Origin of the sequence: Pseudomonas sp. REP124 (assembly GCF_020164475.1) — a bacterium.
Taxonomy (GTDB): Bacteria; Pseudomonadota; Gammaproteobacteria; order Pseudomonadales; family Pseudomonadaceae; genus Aquipseudomonas.
On record NZ_JAIQWX010000016.1, the window covers coordinates 14,687 to 29,809 of the forward strand.

The 15,123-nt window shown below is 62.9% G+C and carries 9 protein-coding genes; 7 read left to right on the forward strand and 2 right to left on the reverse strand.

Annotated elements, in window-relative coordinates; all coding sequences use genetic code 11:
- Positions 1-193: 193 nt before the first annotated feature.
- From K9857_RS06300 to cmoB, 6 genes are all read left to right on the forward strand, one after another.
- Positions 194-2,599, forward strand: a complete 2,406-nt coding sequence (locus tag K9857_RS06300) for a glucose/quinate/shikimate family membrane-bound PQQ-dependent dehydrogenase (protein ID WP_224534024.1) — start codon at positions 194-196, stop codon at positions 2,597-2,599.
- Positions 2,600-2,859: 260 nt separating this feature from the next.
- Positions 2,860-5,280 (forward strand): endopeptidase La, encoded by a 2,421-nt coding sequence (gene lon, locus K9857_RS06305; protein WP_224534025.1) that lies wholly within the window; start codon positions 2,860-2,862, stop codon positions 5,278-5,280.
- Positions 5,281-5,601: 321 nt separating this feature from the next.
- Positions 5,602-5,994, forward strand: a complete 393-nt coding sequence (locus K9857_RS06310) for a protease inhibitor I42 family protein (RefSeq protein WP_224534026.1) — start codon at positions 5,602-5,604, stop codon at positions 5,992-5,994.
- Between the two features lie 2 nt (positions 5,995-5,996).
- On the forward strand, positions 5,997-6,632 hold the full coding sequence (locus K9857_RS06315; protein WP_224534027.1) for a lysoplasmalogenase: 636 nt from the start codon (positions 5,997-5,999) through the stop codon (positions 6,630-6,632).
- A gap of 292 nt (positions 6,633-6,924) precedes the next feature.
- On the forward strand, positions 6,925-7,668 hold the full coding sequence (gene cmoA / locus K9857_RS06320; protein WP_224534029.1) for a carboxy-S-adenosyl-L-methionine synthase CmoA: 744 nt from the start codon (positions 6,925-6,927) through the stop codon (positions 7,666-7,668).
- Positions 7,665-8,621 carry a tRNA 5-methoxyuridine(34)/uridine 5-oxyacetic acid(34) synthase CmoB gene (cmoB, locus tag K9857_RS06325; RefSeq protein ID WP_224534037.1) on the forward strand — a complete coding sequence of 319 codons (957 nt, stop codon included), beginning with the start codon at positions 7,665-7,667 and terminating at the stop codon, positions 8,619-8,621. Before cmoA ends, cmoB begins: the two co-directional genes overlap by 4 nt.
- Before the next feature lie 131 nt (positions 8,622-8,752).
- Here cmoB and tadA read toward each other — a convergent pair whose 3' ends face one another.
- The gene (tadA, locus tag K9857_RS06330; RefSeq protein WP_224534038.1) at positions 8,753-9,250 is read right to left on the reverse strand and encodes a tRNA adenosine(34) deaminase TadA; all 498 of its coding nucleotides are present in this window, start codon (positions 9,248-9,250) and stop codon (positions 8,753-8,755) included.
- Positions 9,250-10,626, reverse strand: coding sequence for a multicopper oxidase family protein (locus tag K9857_RS06335; protein WP_224534039.1), 1,377 nt, complete (start codon positions 10,624-10,626; stop codon positions 9,250-9,252). Before K9857_RS06335 ends, tadA begins: the two co-directional genes overlap by 1 nt.
- A gap of 185 nt (positions 10,627-10,811) precedes the next feature.
- On the opposite strand from K9857_RS06335, the gene K9857_RS06340 reads away from it, so the two are divergent.
- On the forward strand, positions 10,812-15,101 hold the full coding sequence (locus tag K9857_RS06340) for a membrane-targeted effector domain-containing toxin (protein WP_224534040.1): 4,290 nt from the start codon (positions 10,812-10,814) through the stop codon (positions 15,099-15,101).
- The last annotated feature ends 22 nt before the right edge of the window (positions 15,102-15,123 follow it).

Sequence of the window (15,123 nt, forward strand, 5' to 3'; positions counted from 1 at the left end):
TTGCCCGCGAAGGCGTCCGGCCAGCCAGCATCGATGTTGAAGGTGCCGGCCTCTTCGCGGGCAAGCCTCGCTCCTACGGGTTTGGTGGTTGTTCGCAGGATTGGTGAGACGACGAGGGGAACCATGCCCGCGCAGGACCGTCATCTACTGTGAACCGTTCAGGACAACGCGCAACATCAAGGAGAACTTCACCATGAACGCTGAAGGTGCTTTGGGTCGAAACCGCCTGCTGCCGAGCCTGTTGGGTATTGTGCTGGTGCTGATGGGCCTGGTCATGCTGGTCCTGGGAATCCGCCTGAGCCTGCTCGGCGGCTCGTGGTATTACCTGCTGGCCGGGATCGGTCTGGCGCTCAGCGGCGTGCTGTTGATAACCGCCCGCCGCACCGCCCTGGGCCTCTACGCGCTGGTGCTGTTCGCCAGCACGGTCTGGGCGCTGTGGGAGGTGGGCCTGGACTGGTGGCAACTGGTTCCGCGCCTGGCAATGCTGTTCGCCTTGGGCATCGTGATGTTGCTGCCGTGGTTCCGCCGCCCGCTTCTTGAGAGTCCGGCATCCATGGGAACCGGAGCCTTGAGCGTGGCGGTGGTACTCGCAGGCGTTACGGCACTGGCCAGCCAGTTCACCAACCCCGGCGAAATCAAGGGTCAGCTGGACCGCGACAGCGTACCGGGCATGACCAACACCGCGCCGGCCATGGCCGATGGTGACTGGAATTCCTACGGCCGCAGCGCCCACGGCGACCGCTACTCGCCACTGGCGCAGATCACTCCGCAGAACGCGCACAAACTGGTGCCGGCCTGGACCTATCGCACCGGCGACATTCCGGGTCCCAATGATCCCGGGGAAACCACCGCCGAAAACACCCCGCTGAAGGTCAACGGCATGCTTTACGTCTGCACGCCCCACAGCCAGGTGATCGCGCTGGATCCGGACACCGGCAAGGAAATCTGGCGTTTCGATCCCAAGCTCTCCACGCAGAAAGCCGCGAACTTCAAGGGCTGGGCACACATGACCTGCCGTGGCGTGAGCTATCACGATGACGCGGTGTATGCCTCCCAACAAAGCCCCACCGGCAGCGCCAACCCGCCGGTGGAAAACAACTGCCCGCGGCGGATCTTCCTGCCGACCGCCGATACCCGCCTGATCGCCCTCAACGCCGACACCGGCAAGATGTGCGAAGACTTCGGTGACCAGGGGCAGGTCGACCTGAGCGCCAACATCGGCGGCTTCACTGCCGGTGGTTACTACTCCACCTCGCCGCCCGCCGTCACCAGAGACCTGGTGGTCATCGGCGGCCATGTCACCGACAACGTCTCCACCGACGAACCCAGCGGCGTGATCCGCGACTACGACGTGCACAGCGGCAAACTGGTGTGGAACTGGGACAGCGGCAAACCTGACGACACGACGCCGATCACTGCGGGCGAGACCTACACCCGCAATTCGCCGAACATGTGGTCGATGTTCGCCGTCGATGAAAAGCTCGGCATGCTCTACCTGCCGATGGGCAACCAGACGCCGGACCAGTTCGGTGGCGCCCGTACCCCTGAATCGGAACTGCACGCCGCCGGCCTGACCGCTCTGGACATCGCCACCGGCCAGGTGCGCTGGCACTTCCAGTTCACCCACCATGACCTGTGGGACATGGACGTCGGCGGCCAACCCACCCTGATGGACCTGAAAACCGCCGACGGCGTGAAGCCGGCGGTACTGGCCTCGACCAAGCAGGGCAGCATCTACGTGCTGGACCGCAGCACCGGCCAGGCCATCGTGCCGATCAATGAAATTCCGGTGCCGCAAGGCGCGGTGGAAGGCGACCGCACCTCGCCGACCCAACCGAAATCCGACCTCAACCTGATGCCGCCACCGCTGCGCGAGCGCGACATGTGGGGCGTGACGCCGTTCGACCAGTTGCTGTGCAGGATCGACTTCAAATCCATGCGCTACGATGGCCCGTTCACCCCGCCTTCGCTGCAGGGTTCGATCGTCTACCCGGGCAACTTCGGGGTGTTCGACTGGGGCGGGATTGCGGTCGACCCGGTGCGCCAGATCGCCTTCGTCAACCCGAGCTACATGGCGTTCAAATCGAAGATGATTCCGGCTGCCGACATCGCCGCCCAGGGTCCGCGCAAAAGCGAAACCGAAGGCGTGCAAGCAAACAAGGGCGCGCCGTACGGCGTTGTCCTCGAAGCGCTGCTGTCGCCGATGGGCCTGCCGTGCCAGGCACCCGCCTGGGGCTACGTGGCCGCGATCGACCTGACCACGCAAAAAACCCTCTGGATGCACAAGAACGGCACCGTACGGGACAGCTCGCCGGTACCGATCCCCTTGAGCATGGGCGTGCCCAGCCTGGGCGGCACCTTCACCACGGCCGGCGGCGTGGGTTTCCTCAGCGGCACGCTGGACCAGTACCTGCGCGCCTATGACGTGAAAAACGGTAAACAGCTCTGGGAAGGCCGCCTGCCGGCCGGCGCGCAGACCACCCCGATGACCTACACCGGCAAGGACGGCAAGCAATACGTGCTGGTGGTTGCCGGTGGTCATGGCTCGCTGGGCACCAAACAGGGCGACTACGTGATGGCCTACAAATTGTCCGAATAGTATTTCAGCGCCACCCCTCTCCTGTAGGAGCGAGCATGCTCGCGATGGTCGTCAACGATAACGCGGGGCACCTGATGCCCCGCGGTGTTGCGTCTACCATCGCGAGCATGCTCGCTCCTACAGGGGGTGTGCGCCGAAAATCCAGCTAACCTGAATTGCTGCTGAACACACCTTCGAATGATCCATTAACCCTCAGGCATCATTGAAACCACCGCCAACCTGCCCCATCTAAGACCCATCCCCATTGCGCAGGTGCCCACATGAGCGACCAGCAGGAATTCCCCGAAGACTTGAGCGACTACGCCGATCCGGAAAACGCCCCCCAACATTCAGCCGGCAAAGGCCTGGCCCTGCCCGGCCAGAATCTGCCGGACAAGGTCTACATCATCCCGATCCACAACCGACCGTTCTTCCCCGCCCAGGTGCTGCCAGTCATCGTCAACGAAGAGCCGTGGGCCGAAACCCTGGACCTGGTGGCCAAGTCCGAGCACCACTCTCTGGCCCTGTTCTACATGGACACGCCCCAGGAAGACCCGCGCCACTTCGACACCTCGGCCCTGCCGCTGTACGGCACGCTGGTCAAGGTGCACCACGCCAGCCGCGAAAACGGCAAGCTGCAATTCGTCGCCCAGGGCCTGACCCGCGTACGCCTCAAGACCTGGCTCAAGCACCATCGCCCGCCGTATCTGGTGGAAGTCGAATACCCGCACCAGCCCACCGAGCCGACCGACGAGGTCAAGGCCTACGGCATGGCGCTGATCAACGCGATCAAGGAATTGCTGCCACTCAACCCGCTGTATAGCGAAGAGTTGAAGAACTACCTCAACCGGTTCAGCCCCAACGATCCCTCGCCGCTAACCGACTTCGCCGCCGCGCTGACCTCTGCAACCGGCAACGAATTGCAGGAAGTGCTCGACTGCGTGCCGATGCTCAAGCGCATGGAAAAAGTCCTGCCGATGCTGCGCAAGGAAGTCGAAGTCGCGCGCCTGCAAAAGGAAATTTCCGCCGAAGTGAACCGCAAGATCGGTGAACATCAGCGCGAGTTCTTCCTCAAGGAACAGCTCAAGGTCATCCAGCAGGAGCTGGGCCTGACCAAGGACGACCGCAGTGCCGACCTCGAACAGTTCGAGCAACGGCTGACTGGCAAGGTACTGCCTGCACAGGTGCAGAAGCGCATCGAAGAAGAGATGAACAAGCTGTCGATCCTCGAGACCGGATCGCCGGAATACGCGGTCACCCGCAACTATCTCGACTGGGCGACCTCGGTGCCGTGGGGCGTGTACGGCGAGGACAAGCTCGACCTCAAGCACGCGCGCAAGGTGCTGGACAAACATCACGCCGGCCTTGATGACATCAAGGACCGCATCCTCGAATTCCTCGCCGTTGGCGCCTACAAGGGCGAGATCAGCGGCTCCATCGTGCTGCTGGTGGGCCCGCCGGGTGTGGGCAAGACCAGCGTAGGCAAATCCATCGCCGAATCCCTGGGCCGGCCGTTCTACCGCTTCAGCCTCGGCGGCATGCGCGACGAGGCCGAGATCAAGGGCCACCGCCGCACCTACATCGGCGCGCAGCCGGGCAAACTGGTGCAGGCGTTGAAAGACGTCGAGGTCATGAATCCGGTGATCATGCTCGACGAGATCGACAAGATGGGCCAGAGCTACCAGGGCGACCCGGCCTCGGCGCTGCTGGAAACCCTGGATCCGGAGCAGAACGTGGAGTTTCTCGACCACTATCTGGACCTGCGGATGGACCTGTCGAAAGTGCTGTTCGTCTGCACCGCCAACACCCTGGATTCGATCCCCGGCCCACTGCTCGACCGAATGGAAGTGATCCGCCTGTCGGGCTACATCACCGAGGAAAAAGTCGCCATCGCCAAGCGCCACCTGTGGCCCAAGCTGCTGGAAAAGGCCGGGGTGTCCAAGGGCAGCCTGAGCATCAGCGACAACGCCTTGAAGTCTTTGATCGACGGTTATGCTCGTGAAGCCGGGGTGCGCCAGTTGGAGAAACAACTGGGCAAACTGGTGCGCAAGGCGGTGATGAAGCTGATCGACGATCCCAAGGCTGTCATCAAGCTCGGCCCCAAAGACCTCGAAGCCTCCCTTGGTCATCCGGTGTTCCGCAACGAGCAGGTGCTGGCCGGTATCGGCGTCATTACGGGCCTGGCCTGGACCAGCATGGGTGGCGCCACCCTGCCGATCGAAGCGACGCGGATTCACACGCTGAACCGTGGTTTCAAGCTCACCGGGCAGTTGGGTGACGTGATGAAGGAATCCGCGGAGATTGCCTACAGCTACGTCAGCTCCAATCTGAAATCCTTTGGCGGCGATCCCAAGTTCTTTGACGAGGCTTTCGTGCACTTGCACGTACCGGAAGGCGCGACCCCGAAAGACGGTCCGAGCGCAGGCGTAACCATGGCCAGCGCCTTGCTCTCGCTGGCGCGCAACCAGCCCCCGAAAAAAGGCGTGGCCATGACCGGCGAACTGACCCTGACCGGGCATGTGCTGCCGATTGGCGGCGTGCGGGAAAAAGTCATCGCGGCAAGACGTCAGAAGATTTTCGAACTGATCCTGCCAGAGGCGAACCGGGGTAATTTCGAGGAACTGCCGGAGTATCTGAAAGAAGGCATCACCGTGCACTTCGCCAAGCGGTTTGCGGATGTGGTGAAGGTGTTGTTCAAATAGCCGTGTAGTGCCTGTAACACCGCCATCGCGGGCAAGCCCGCTCCCACAAGGATGGGTGTCGTACACAAATGCTGTGCACACCGCGAAACCTGTGGGAGCGGGCTTGCCCGCGATGCGGTAGTGCCTGATCAATTGCCTTCGCGGGCAAGCCTCGCTCCTACAGGGATCTATGTCGTACACAACTACTGTGCGCACCACGAAACCTGTAGGAGCGAGGCTTGCCCGCGAAGGCGTCCGCCCTGCCCACCCAATTCTTCCTGCCTGTCACATTTTGTCTTATCTCGGTTATGCTCGCCGTTCGTCGTGAACGCCGGAGCCCCTATGTCCCCCACTCGCCTGTTCGTCCCCCTCGCCCTCGCGCTGCTGGCCGGTTGTGCCACGCCGCCGAAACATAACGTGACCGTGGAAAAACAAAGCGAATGCCCGGTGAAGCTCATCAGCGGGCAGAACCTGATCCTGACCCTGCCCAGCAACCCGACCACGGGTTATCGCTGGTCGATCCAGGATTCGGCCGGTGGCGTGCTGCGCTCGTTGGGACCTGAGGTTTATCGCAATCCGGAAGACGCCGGCGTGGTCGGTGCGGCCGGGGTGTCGACCTGGCGCTTCCAGGCATTCGCTCCCGGCAGCGGACGTTTGCGCCTGACGTCGCAACAACCCTGGGCGCCGGAAGTGCTGCCGGTGGACGCCTTCGACTGCGCCATCTCGGTCAACTGACCATGGGCTGGCTGATCCTGGCGCTGATGGGCGCAGCGACCTTCCTCTACGGCCTGAGCGTGCACGCGTCGCTGCTGTGCCTGCTCGTCAAGCCGCTGCCCGTCCTCGCCCTGCTGGGCTGGCTGCACGACGCACCGCCCGGCGACTACCGCCGCTGGATCAGCCTGGGACTGATTTTTTCCCTGATCGGCGATGTGCTGCTGGCGCTGCCGGGGGATCTGTTCGTGTTTGGGCTGGGCGCGTTTCTGGTGGCGCACCTGGCCTATCTGAAAGCCTATCTGAGCGATTGCCGGCGGTTGGCGTTGTTGCCGCTGATCATCGCCCTGGCTGTGGGCGTAGTGTTGCTGGGGATTCTGATCTCCCACGGGCTGGGGCCATTGCTGATTCCGGTGATTGTCTACGGATTGGCCATCAGCGCCATGCTCTGGCGCGCACTGGCGCGGCTCGGCACCGACGTGCCCAAGCGCTCGGCGCTGCTGGCGGCGGCAGGTGCGGTGGCGTTCGTGTTCTCGGACAGCGTGATCGGGATCAGCCGGTTTGTGGCGCCGTTCGATGCGGCGCCGTATGTGATCATACTCAGTTATTGGTTGGGGCAGTGGGGGATTACGGCTTCGGCGTTTTCCCAGAACCAACGCTGAACCTTCATCCTGACCCTGATCCTGTGGTGAGGGGATTTAGCGAAACGTCGCACCGCCCCGTTGGGCTGCGAAGCGGCCCCAGAACCTGCCATCGCGACTCCACAGACACACCGCATGGCCAGATTTTACGACTGCTGCGCAGCCGAACGGGGATAAATCCCCTCACCACAGATAAGCCCCCTCCCTACACTTGAATGCACTCTCACCGTGCGCGGTTTATCAGACAATCCGCGCATCCCCTCGCCAACTTGGCTAAAATGCCGGCCTTTTCCCCGACACCGCCGGAACCGCCGTGAGCAAAGAACCCGATCGCCTTTTCGCCCAGCCTTTGGCCCAGGTGCCTGACTTCGCCTTTAACGAGGACGTGGTGCGGGTGTTCCCGGACATGATCAAGCGCTCGGTGCCCGGCTATCCGACCATCGTGGAAAACCTCGGCGTGCTCGCCGCGCAGTTCGCCCAGCCCAATAGCGTGCTCTACGACCTCGGTTCATCCCTGGGCGCGGTGACTCAGGCGCTGCGCCGTCACGTTCGCACCGACGGCTGCCGGGTGATCGCTGTGGATAACTCCGCGGCCATGGTCGAGCGTTGCCGCGAATACCTCAACGCTCAGGACTCGATGTTCCAGGAGTTGCTGCCGGTGGACGTGATCGAAGGCGATATCCTCGCCCTCGATTTCCAGCCCGCCTCGGTGGTGGCGATGAACTTCACCCTGCAATTCATCGCCCCGCAACAGCGCACCGAATTGCTCTCGCGCATTCGTCAGTCGTTGCTGCCCGGCGGCGCCTTGATCCTCTCGGAAAAACTGCGCTTCGAAGACGAGCAGGAGCACGCGCTGCTCACCGACCTGCACATCGCCTTCAAGCGCGCCAACGGCTACAGCGAACTGGAAATCGCCCAGAAGCGCAGCGCCATCGAAAACGTCATGAAGCCCGACAGCCTCGAAGAACACCGCGAACGCCTGCTGGCGGCCGGTTTCTCGAAAGTCGTGCCGTGGTTCCAGTGTCTTAACTTTGCCTCGTTGATTGCCTTGCCATGATTGATCTCTCTCCCCTCGCCCGCCGTCTGGCCGGCACGCCGCTGGCCGAATGGGCCAACACCCTGCAAGAGCAACTCGACAAGAAGATGGAGAAGGGCCACGGCGACCTCGAACGCTGGCAAAGCGCGCTTGACGCCCTGCCCGCTGTCCAGCCGACCGAAGTCGATCTGCTCGACGGCCTGAAGCTGGACACCGATTGCGACGACGCCACCCGCGCACAGATGCGCAGCGCGCTGATGGGCCTGTCGCCGTGGCGCAAGGGCCCGTTCGACCTGTTCGGGGTCCACGTCGACACCGAATGGCGCTCGGACTGGAAATGGTCGCGGGTCGCCCCGCACCTGGATCTGAAGGGCAAGCGCATTCTCGATGTCGGTTGCGGCAACGGCTATTACATGTGGCGCATGCTTGGCGCCGGGGCCGACAGCGTGATCGGCGTCGATCCGAACTGGCTGTTCTTCTGCCAGTTCCAGGCCGTGCAGCGTTACCTGTCGCAGCCGAACGCCTGGCACCTGCCGTTTCCCTTTGAGGACCTGCCGCCGAATCTCGAGGGCTTCGACACCGTGTTTTCAATGGGCGTGTTCTACCACCGCCGCTCGCCGATCGAGCACTTGCTGGCGCTGAAGGATTGTCTGGTAAAAGGCGGCGAGCTGGTGCTGGAAACCCTGGTGGTCGAAGGCGACCAGCATCAGGTGCTGGTGCCGGAAGATCGCTACGCGCAGATGCGCAACGTGTGGTTCCTGCCGTCGGTGCCGGCGCTGGAGCTGTGGCTGCGTCGCGCCGGGTTCACGGATGTGCGGTGTGTGGATGTGAGTACCACGACGGTGGAGGAACAGCGCAGTACCGAGTGGATGAAGTATCAGTCGCTGAGTGACTTCCTTGATCCCGAGGATCACAGCAAGACCATTGAAGGCCTGCCGGCGCCGATGCGGGCGGTGATTGTGGCCAGAAAGTAAGCAGATCTCCCTGTTGAAGTAGATCAACTGTGGGAGCGGGCTTGCTCGCGAAGAGGGCGTGTCAGCCGACAAAGATGCTGGCTGACCCACCGCATTCGCGAGCAAGCCCGCTCCCACATTTTGATCTGTGTTCAGTCAGAGGGTTTAGCCCGCCGAGCCTTGAAGAACTCACTCAGCACCGCCCCACACTCCTCCGCCAGCACCCCGCCCTCATACATCACCCGATGATTCAAAAAGCCCTGGGTAAAAAACTGCCCTTGGCTCTGCACGATCCCCGCCTTGGGTTCCAGCGCGCCGTAGACCACTCGCGCAATCCGCGAATGCACGATCAACCCGGCGCACATGCTGCACGGCTCCAGCGTCACGTACAGGGTGCTGCCCGGCAGGCGATAGTTGCTCACGGTCTGTGCAGCAGCGCGGATGGCGACCATTTCGGCGTGGGCGCTGGGGTCGCTGCCGCTGATCGGGCAGTTGAAGCCGCGGCCGATGATCTCGCCGTCCTGCACCAGCACCGCGCCCACCGGCACTTCGCCAAGGGCGGCGCCTTGCGCGGCGAGGGTCAGGGCTTCGCGCATGAAGTCGCGGTCTCGGCTACGGTCGATGATCGCGGCAGGTCTGATCTGACGCATCACGCCACCTCGATGGCGGCCATCAGGCCGGTTTCCATGTGGTCGATCACGTGGCAGTGGAACATCCACACCCCAGGGTTATCCGCCACCAGCGCCACTTGCGCGCGCTCGTTCTTGCCCAGCAGGTACGTATCGGTGAAGTACGGAATCACCTTGTGCCGGTTCGAGGCGATCACCTTGAAGCTCATGCCGTGCAGGTGGATCGGGTGCTGGTACTGAGTCATGTTCTTCAATTCGAAAATGTAGCTCTTGCCCTTCTCGAGCTTGGCGATCGGGCGATCGGCGCAGGTCTTGTCGGTGATGTCCCAGGCCTTGCCGTTGATCTGCCACAGGCTCGGCGGCTTGCCGTTCTCGACGTTGACCGACACCGAGCCCACCCATTCGAAATTGAAGTTGAGTTTCTCGGCATTGGCCAGGTCCGGCTCGGCCACAGGGTTGGCGGGCAGCGCCGGTGGCCACTCGGTCGGCGCATCGCTGTTGGCCACCGAGCGGAAAGTCCCCAGGCGCACCGGGCCGTTGCGCAGGGACAGCTCTTCACCGGCAGCCGGCGCCTTGATCGCCAGGCAAATGCGCATGCCGGGGCCGAGCCAGTATTCCTTGCCCAGTGGCCGAGGTTCCACCGGGTTGCCGTCCAACGCGTAGATCTGTGCCTCGACGCCCGGAATATTCAGGCGATAGGTCAGGGTGTTATCCAGATTGAGCAGGCGCACGCGGGTGATCTGCCCGGCCGGCAACTCGATCACCGGCTGCGGCACGCCATTGATGGTCGCCAGGCGCCCGGCCGTACCGCCACGGGCCGCTTCCCGGGGAATGCTGAACTCGACGAAATTGCCCTCGTCATCGACATGCCAGTTCTTGAGGCTAAGAGTTTTCTCGTACTTGAAGCCGGTCGGCTCGCGCTCTTCGATGATCAGCGGCCCGACCAGCCCGCGGCCCAGCTCTTCGCTGCTGTTGACGTGGGGGTGATACCAGTAGCTGCCGGCATCCGGCACGCGGAACTTGTAGTCGAAATATTCCCCCGGCAGCACCGGCAATTGCGACACGTAGGGCACGCCGTCCATTTCCAGCGGCAGGCGGATGCCGTGCCAGTGGATGGTGGTCGCCACCGGCAGGTGGTTGATGAAGCGCACCCGCAGCCATTCACCCTGACGCACCCGCAGCTCGGTTCCCGGCGCCGACGGGCCGAACGCCCAGGCCGGGGTCTTGTGCCCGGCCACCAGTTCGACGTCCAGCGGCGCGGCAATCAGCTCATAGTCGTGGCCCGCCTCGGCATCGGCCATCTTGCCCAGCCAGTAGCGCGACGCGCCGCCTGCGCCCACGCCAACGACAACAAGACCGGCCAGGCCACCGAGGATTTGGCGACGGGTAAAGGACATGAACTCAACTACCTCACGTATCAGCGACAGGCACCGGGCCTGGAAAAGGCGAATACGATACACCTGCGATTGCGAAACAGTAAGGGCAGCGCGGCGGATGGACGCAGGCTGCGGTAGATAAGTAGCGCATTACCCCCCGGCTAACTGGCCACCCTTGAGCCCCCCTCACTCAAGGAACAGAGCCCATGAAACCGCCACAACCCGACGCCTTACCCAACGCCGCCGACCGAGAAGCCCTCAAATCACTGGTCCCCACCCTGGTCGAAGCCTGCCCCGACCTGTACGAAATGGCCTGCTCAATCTCGCGGGATATCCTGGCCAGTCATGGCCTCACCCACCTGCAACCCGAACAGGTTTACTTCCACCGCTTTCACGCCGCCCAAAGCAGCCCGCTGACCTTCACCGGCTGGGAGCACCGCGTGGAAATCCCTCGGGAATCCCTGACACTGCCGCAACTGGTCATCCAGCGTTTCAGCGTGCACGACCAGGACAACGCCGACCTGCTCGACGCCGACGCGGGCTTCTACACCGCAGGCCCGGATGCCGGTAACTACGACCAGAGCAACGAAGTCCGGCTGCACGCCAGCGATGTACTGAAGGCGTTCTGGGACATCAACTTCGCCGATCAGTACCGGCAACGGGTCAAGTCGTTCTGGGCCAAGCACAGCAAGACCTTCAGGGCCTTGGCCAAATGCACCTTCCTGGCCAAGGCCATGGAGGACCGCGAAAGCGGGCGACTTTCGGACGAAAATTTCAAGACCGTGGTCAGGGCCGTGGCCGGCAACGCCAGCTGGCCGGTGACGCGGCAAATGCTCGAAGACGAAGCCCCGCCGGCCAAGGAGGTGCGCGTCAGCCTGCTGAAAATCGGCGGCTTCGTCGCCACCGACATTCTGTGCATCGTCGATGCCCGGGGCCGCAAGATCATCTATACCCCCGGCGAAGTCTGGGGCGTGCACGCCCTGCAATCCGATCGCCACGTGCATTGGTGGGTGCTGTCGAAAACCAGGACGCCGTCCGATCGCAAACGCTTCATGGCGCATTTTCAGGTGGCCGACCACGACATCATGGAAGACACCTCCTCGCGCCAGAGCGCCAAGCGGCTGTGGCTCGATGCTCTGACTCCGAGCGCAGCGCTGGCCTCGCTGATTTTCCGCGAACCGCACATCGAGAATGTCGGGCTTACCCATGTGCTCGATCTGATGGTCAGCACCTGGGACAGCGACAATCACAATCTGGTGGCAGACCAGGCCGAAGCGCTGGATGGCGATGCATTCACCTTCCTCGCCCACGCGACCCATGCCCGGATGATCAGCGACGCCGAGTTCATGCTGCATTCCAACGGCGAGCTGCGTAAAAAACTCTGGGTGGGATATCTGAACGCCTTTAACCGCATGTTCGGCCCGATGGCAGCGGTGGGTTGGCCGGTGGCGCTGGCGGTGGTCGGCGCGGGCATCGCCAACGTCGGCCTGCAGATCGATCAGGCGGTCAACGGCAAGACCCCGATGGCGCGCAAGTCGGCAGTGACCGCAGCGATTTTCACCGCCATCGATACGCTGTTCAACGCGACTTTCCTGGGCGGCGAAGCGCTTCCGGAAATCGCCGAAACCTCGATGCTCATCGAAGAAGAAGAGGCACTGGTCGGGGCAGAGAAAGCCCGCACACCGCTGCCGCCGCTGGAGGACATCGCACCGAAACAGGTGCTGCCTGCGGCGCCGGAAGATTTTCTCGAAACCTTCAAGACCACCATCACCGAACCCACCCGCGCCGACTTCGACAACCCGAGGTTCCAGGAAATCATCCTGACCCCGTCCGGCAAGCGCTACATCATGATGCGCCGCCGGGGCGTCGACGCCTTCTTCCAGGTCCGATATGTCGAGCAGATGCGCGGCTGGATCATCATCGATCCGGTGCATCCCTATTCGTTCTATCGCAATGTGCCGGTGCGCCTGAACGAGGCGCTGAAATGGGAACCCGCTGCCCGCCCGGGGCTGCGCGGTGGCATGAAGGTGTTCGGCGACTGGCCCTGGGGGCACACCGCCAATCCGCTGCCCGAAGTCACGCTGGAACCGCTGCCCTACGATGTTCCCCAACCGTCCACCACGGCAATGCGGCCTTTGGCCGACGCCCATGTCGATGATTTCCCGCTGGACGCCGTGCACGGCAACGACAGCCTCTACCAGGACTTCAAGGCCCTGCGCCGCAGCCTGTACGACGATGCCATCGAGTTCTACAAAAACCCAAACCTGCCACCCCGCCCGCTCGTGCCGACCTTCAAACCCTCGACGCCCTTCGCCGACATGAGCAAGCGCCTGTTCAAGGAAGGCACCGGCCTGGTCATGGGCCAGGACAGCGCCGCCACCGGCGCCAGGCGCACGCTGATCGACAACTTTAAGGTGTTGAACAAGCAGAAGGTCAGGACCCTGTACCTGGACCGATTGATGGCCGATTTCCATCAGTCCGATCTCGATCTTTTCCACCGGACCGGAAAGATGCCGTCCACGCTGGAAGACTCGCTCAAGGCCCTGGACCTGCGCCTGGGCGGCGACCCGGCCGGTCCCCACAGTTACACGGCGCTGATCAAGGCCGCGCAGAAAAACCACATCCGCGTGCAAGCCATCGACTGTCTGGCCAGCCGTCGCTTCCCGCACATGGAGCACACCGGCAAAGTCAGTGGCCGCAAGATGATGAACTTCTATTCCGACTCGGTGATCCGCGCCGACCAGAGCGCACGCGGGGCCAATCGCTGGGTGGCGCTGGTGGACGATGAGCGTGCGAGCAGCCTGGACAACGTGGCCGGCCTGGGTGAGTTGCAAGGCACTGTCGCGCTGCGGGTGGAAGAGGTGCCGGTGGGCAAGGCCGCCGGTTTGTCGGTGGATCCGGGCAGGAAATTGCTGGATGTGCTGGGCCGGCCGATCGATCTGGTGAAAAGCGAACTGCGCCTGCAACTGGACGCCCCGCCGCCGACGATCACGGCCAACAGCCTCGACAACGCGCTGCCCACAAGAGGCATGTTCATGATCGAGGAGTCCGCCACGATCATCCATCGCAGCGGCGACGGGTCTCTGGTCCGCACGACGATCCAGCACGACAGCGGCGGTTTTCTCGTGATTCGCCCGCGCTGGAGTTCGGTCAGCGGGCGCCACTTCAACAGCCTCCATGAATTGGCCGCGGCTCTGGAAGAAGAGGAAGGGCTGTCGCTGAGGCGCGTGCGCATCGATCCAGCGGCGAAAGAATCGCCGACGGTTGAACCGTCGCCCGCCACTTCCGGCCCGAGCAAGCTGCCCAGCGTGGAGTCGACACTGCCCGACACTGCGCTGATCCACTCACCCTATGAAGTCCCGCCGCCACTTCGCGGAGCCTTGAAGCGGGCGGCCTTCAACTTGGACAGCAAGTCACTGAGTGATCGCATCATCACCCTGGACGACGAGGTTCACTTGCAAACCTTCAAGTCCCTGCGCAAACAGTTGTATGAGACTGCGACGAACTTCTTTGCCAATCTGCATCTTGCCGAGCGCCCGGGGATACCGTCCGTTGACCCAACTGCGAGCGCCGAAGCGTTCATAGACGCGTGGCTCAAGGAGTTCCAAGGGCTGGTGATCGGTGAAAGCCATGGCGAAATCGGCAGCAAGCAATGGCTGATCGAAAACATGCCCCTGCTCGCGCGCAAGGGCGTGAAGACCCTGTACATGGAACACCTGCTCACGGACTTTCATCAGGCGGCGCTGGATAACTTCGCCAGCACCTCGGTCATGCCCGGGGACCTCGAGCTGTACTTGCAAGCACTGGACAACGGTCACATGACCGACCCGCTGAGGCGTTTCAATTTCCTCGAAGTGGTGAAGGAAGCCCAGCGCAACGGCATCCGGGTCCAGGCCATCGACTGCATGGCCAGTTACCGGCTTCAGGGCATGGCGACTCTCAACAAGACTTCCCGACTGAAGATGATGAACTTCTTCGCCCAGACCATCATCGACGCCGACCAGGCCGCGCGCGGGCCGCACAAGTGGGTGTCGCTGATGGGCAACTCCCACGCCAATACCTACGAGGGTGTCGCCGGGGTCAGTGAACTGGAGAAGGCGCTGGGGCTGCGCATCGAGGATGTGAGCATGGGACAGGGACGCGGATTCGAACCGGACCCGGGCAGAACCTTCGTCGACGATCTGGGCAGGCCGACCGCTCAGGTCACGAGTGATTTGCGCCTGCAAGTGGCGACACCCTGGAAGGGAAAATCGAGCGAGGAGGTCGCACAGCTTCTGAGCAGACCCGGGATGTACACCCTGACCCGTGAGCCCGGCGGTACCTGGCTGATTCACCGGGGACGGGACAACAGCATCGTGAAAACCCTTATCGACTTCGAGTCCGGCCGCTACTTCATCGAACGCCCCACGTGGCCGACGCTGCATGAGAAACGCTTCGACAGCATGCAGGCATTGATCACGGCCATCGAGGGGCGGGGACTGAAGCTAGCTGGCTGATCAACATTTTGAGGTGAGGGGA

What these genes read in the sequence shown, in the direction of transcription:
- K9857_RS06300 (WP_224534024.1), top strand. Translation starts at nt 194, where the DNA reads ATGAACGCTGAAGGTGCTTTGGGTCGAAACCGCCTGCTGCCGAGCCTG.
- lon (WP_224534025.1), top strand. Translation starts at nt 2,860, where the DNA reads ATGAGCGACCAGCAGGAATTCCCCGAAGACTTGAGCGACTACGCCGAT.
- K9857_RS06310 (WP_224534026.1), top strand. Translation starts at nt 5,602, where the DNA reads ATGTCCCCCACTCGCCTGTTCGTCCCCCTCGCCCTCGCGCTGCTGGCC.
- K9857_RS06315 (WP_224534027.1), top strand. Translation starts at nt 5,997, where the DNA reads ATGGGCTGGCTGATCCTGGCGCTGATGGGCGCAGCGACCTTCCTCTAC.
- cmoB (WP_224534037.1), top strand. Translation starts at nt 7,665, where the DNA reads ATGATTGATCTCTCTCCCCTCGCCCGCCGTCTGGCCGGCACGCCGCTG.
- tadA (WP_224534038.1), bottom strand. Translation starts at nt 9,250, where the DNA reads ATGCGTCAGATCAGACCTGCCGCGATCATCGACCGTAGCCGAGACCGC.
- K9857_RS06335 (WP_224534039.1), bottom strand. Translation starts at nt 10,626, where the DNA reads ATGTCCTTTACCCGTCGCCAAATCCTCGGTGGCCTGGCCGGTCTTGTT.
- K9857_RS06340 (WP_224534040.1), top strand. Translation starts at nt 10,812, where the DNA reads ATGAAACCGCCACAACCCGACGCCTTACCCAACGCCGCCGACCGAGAA.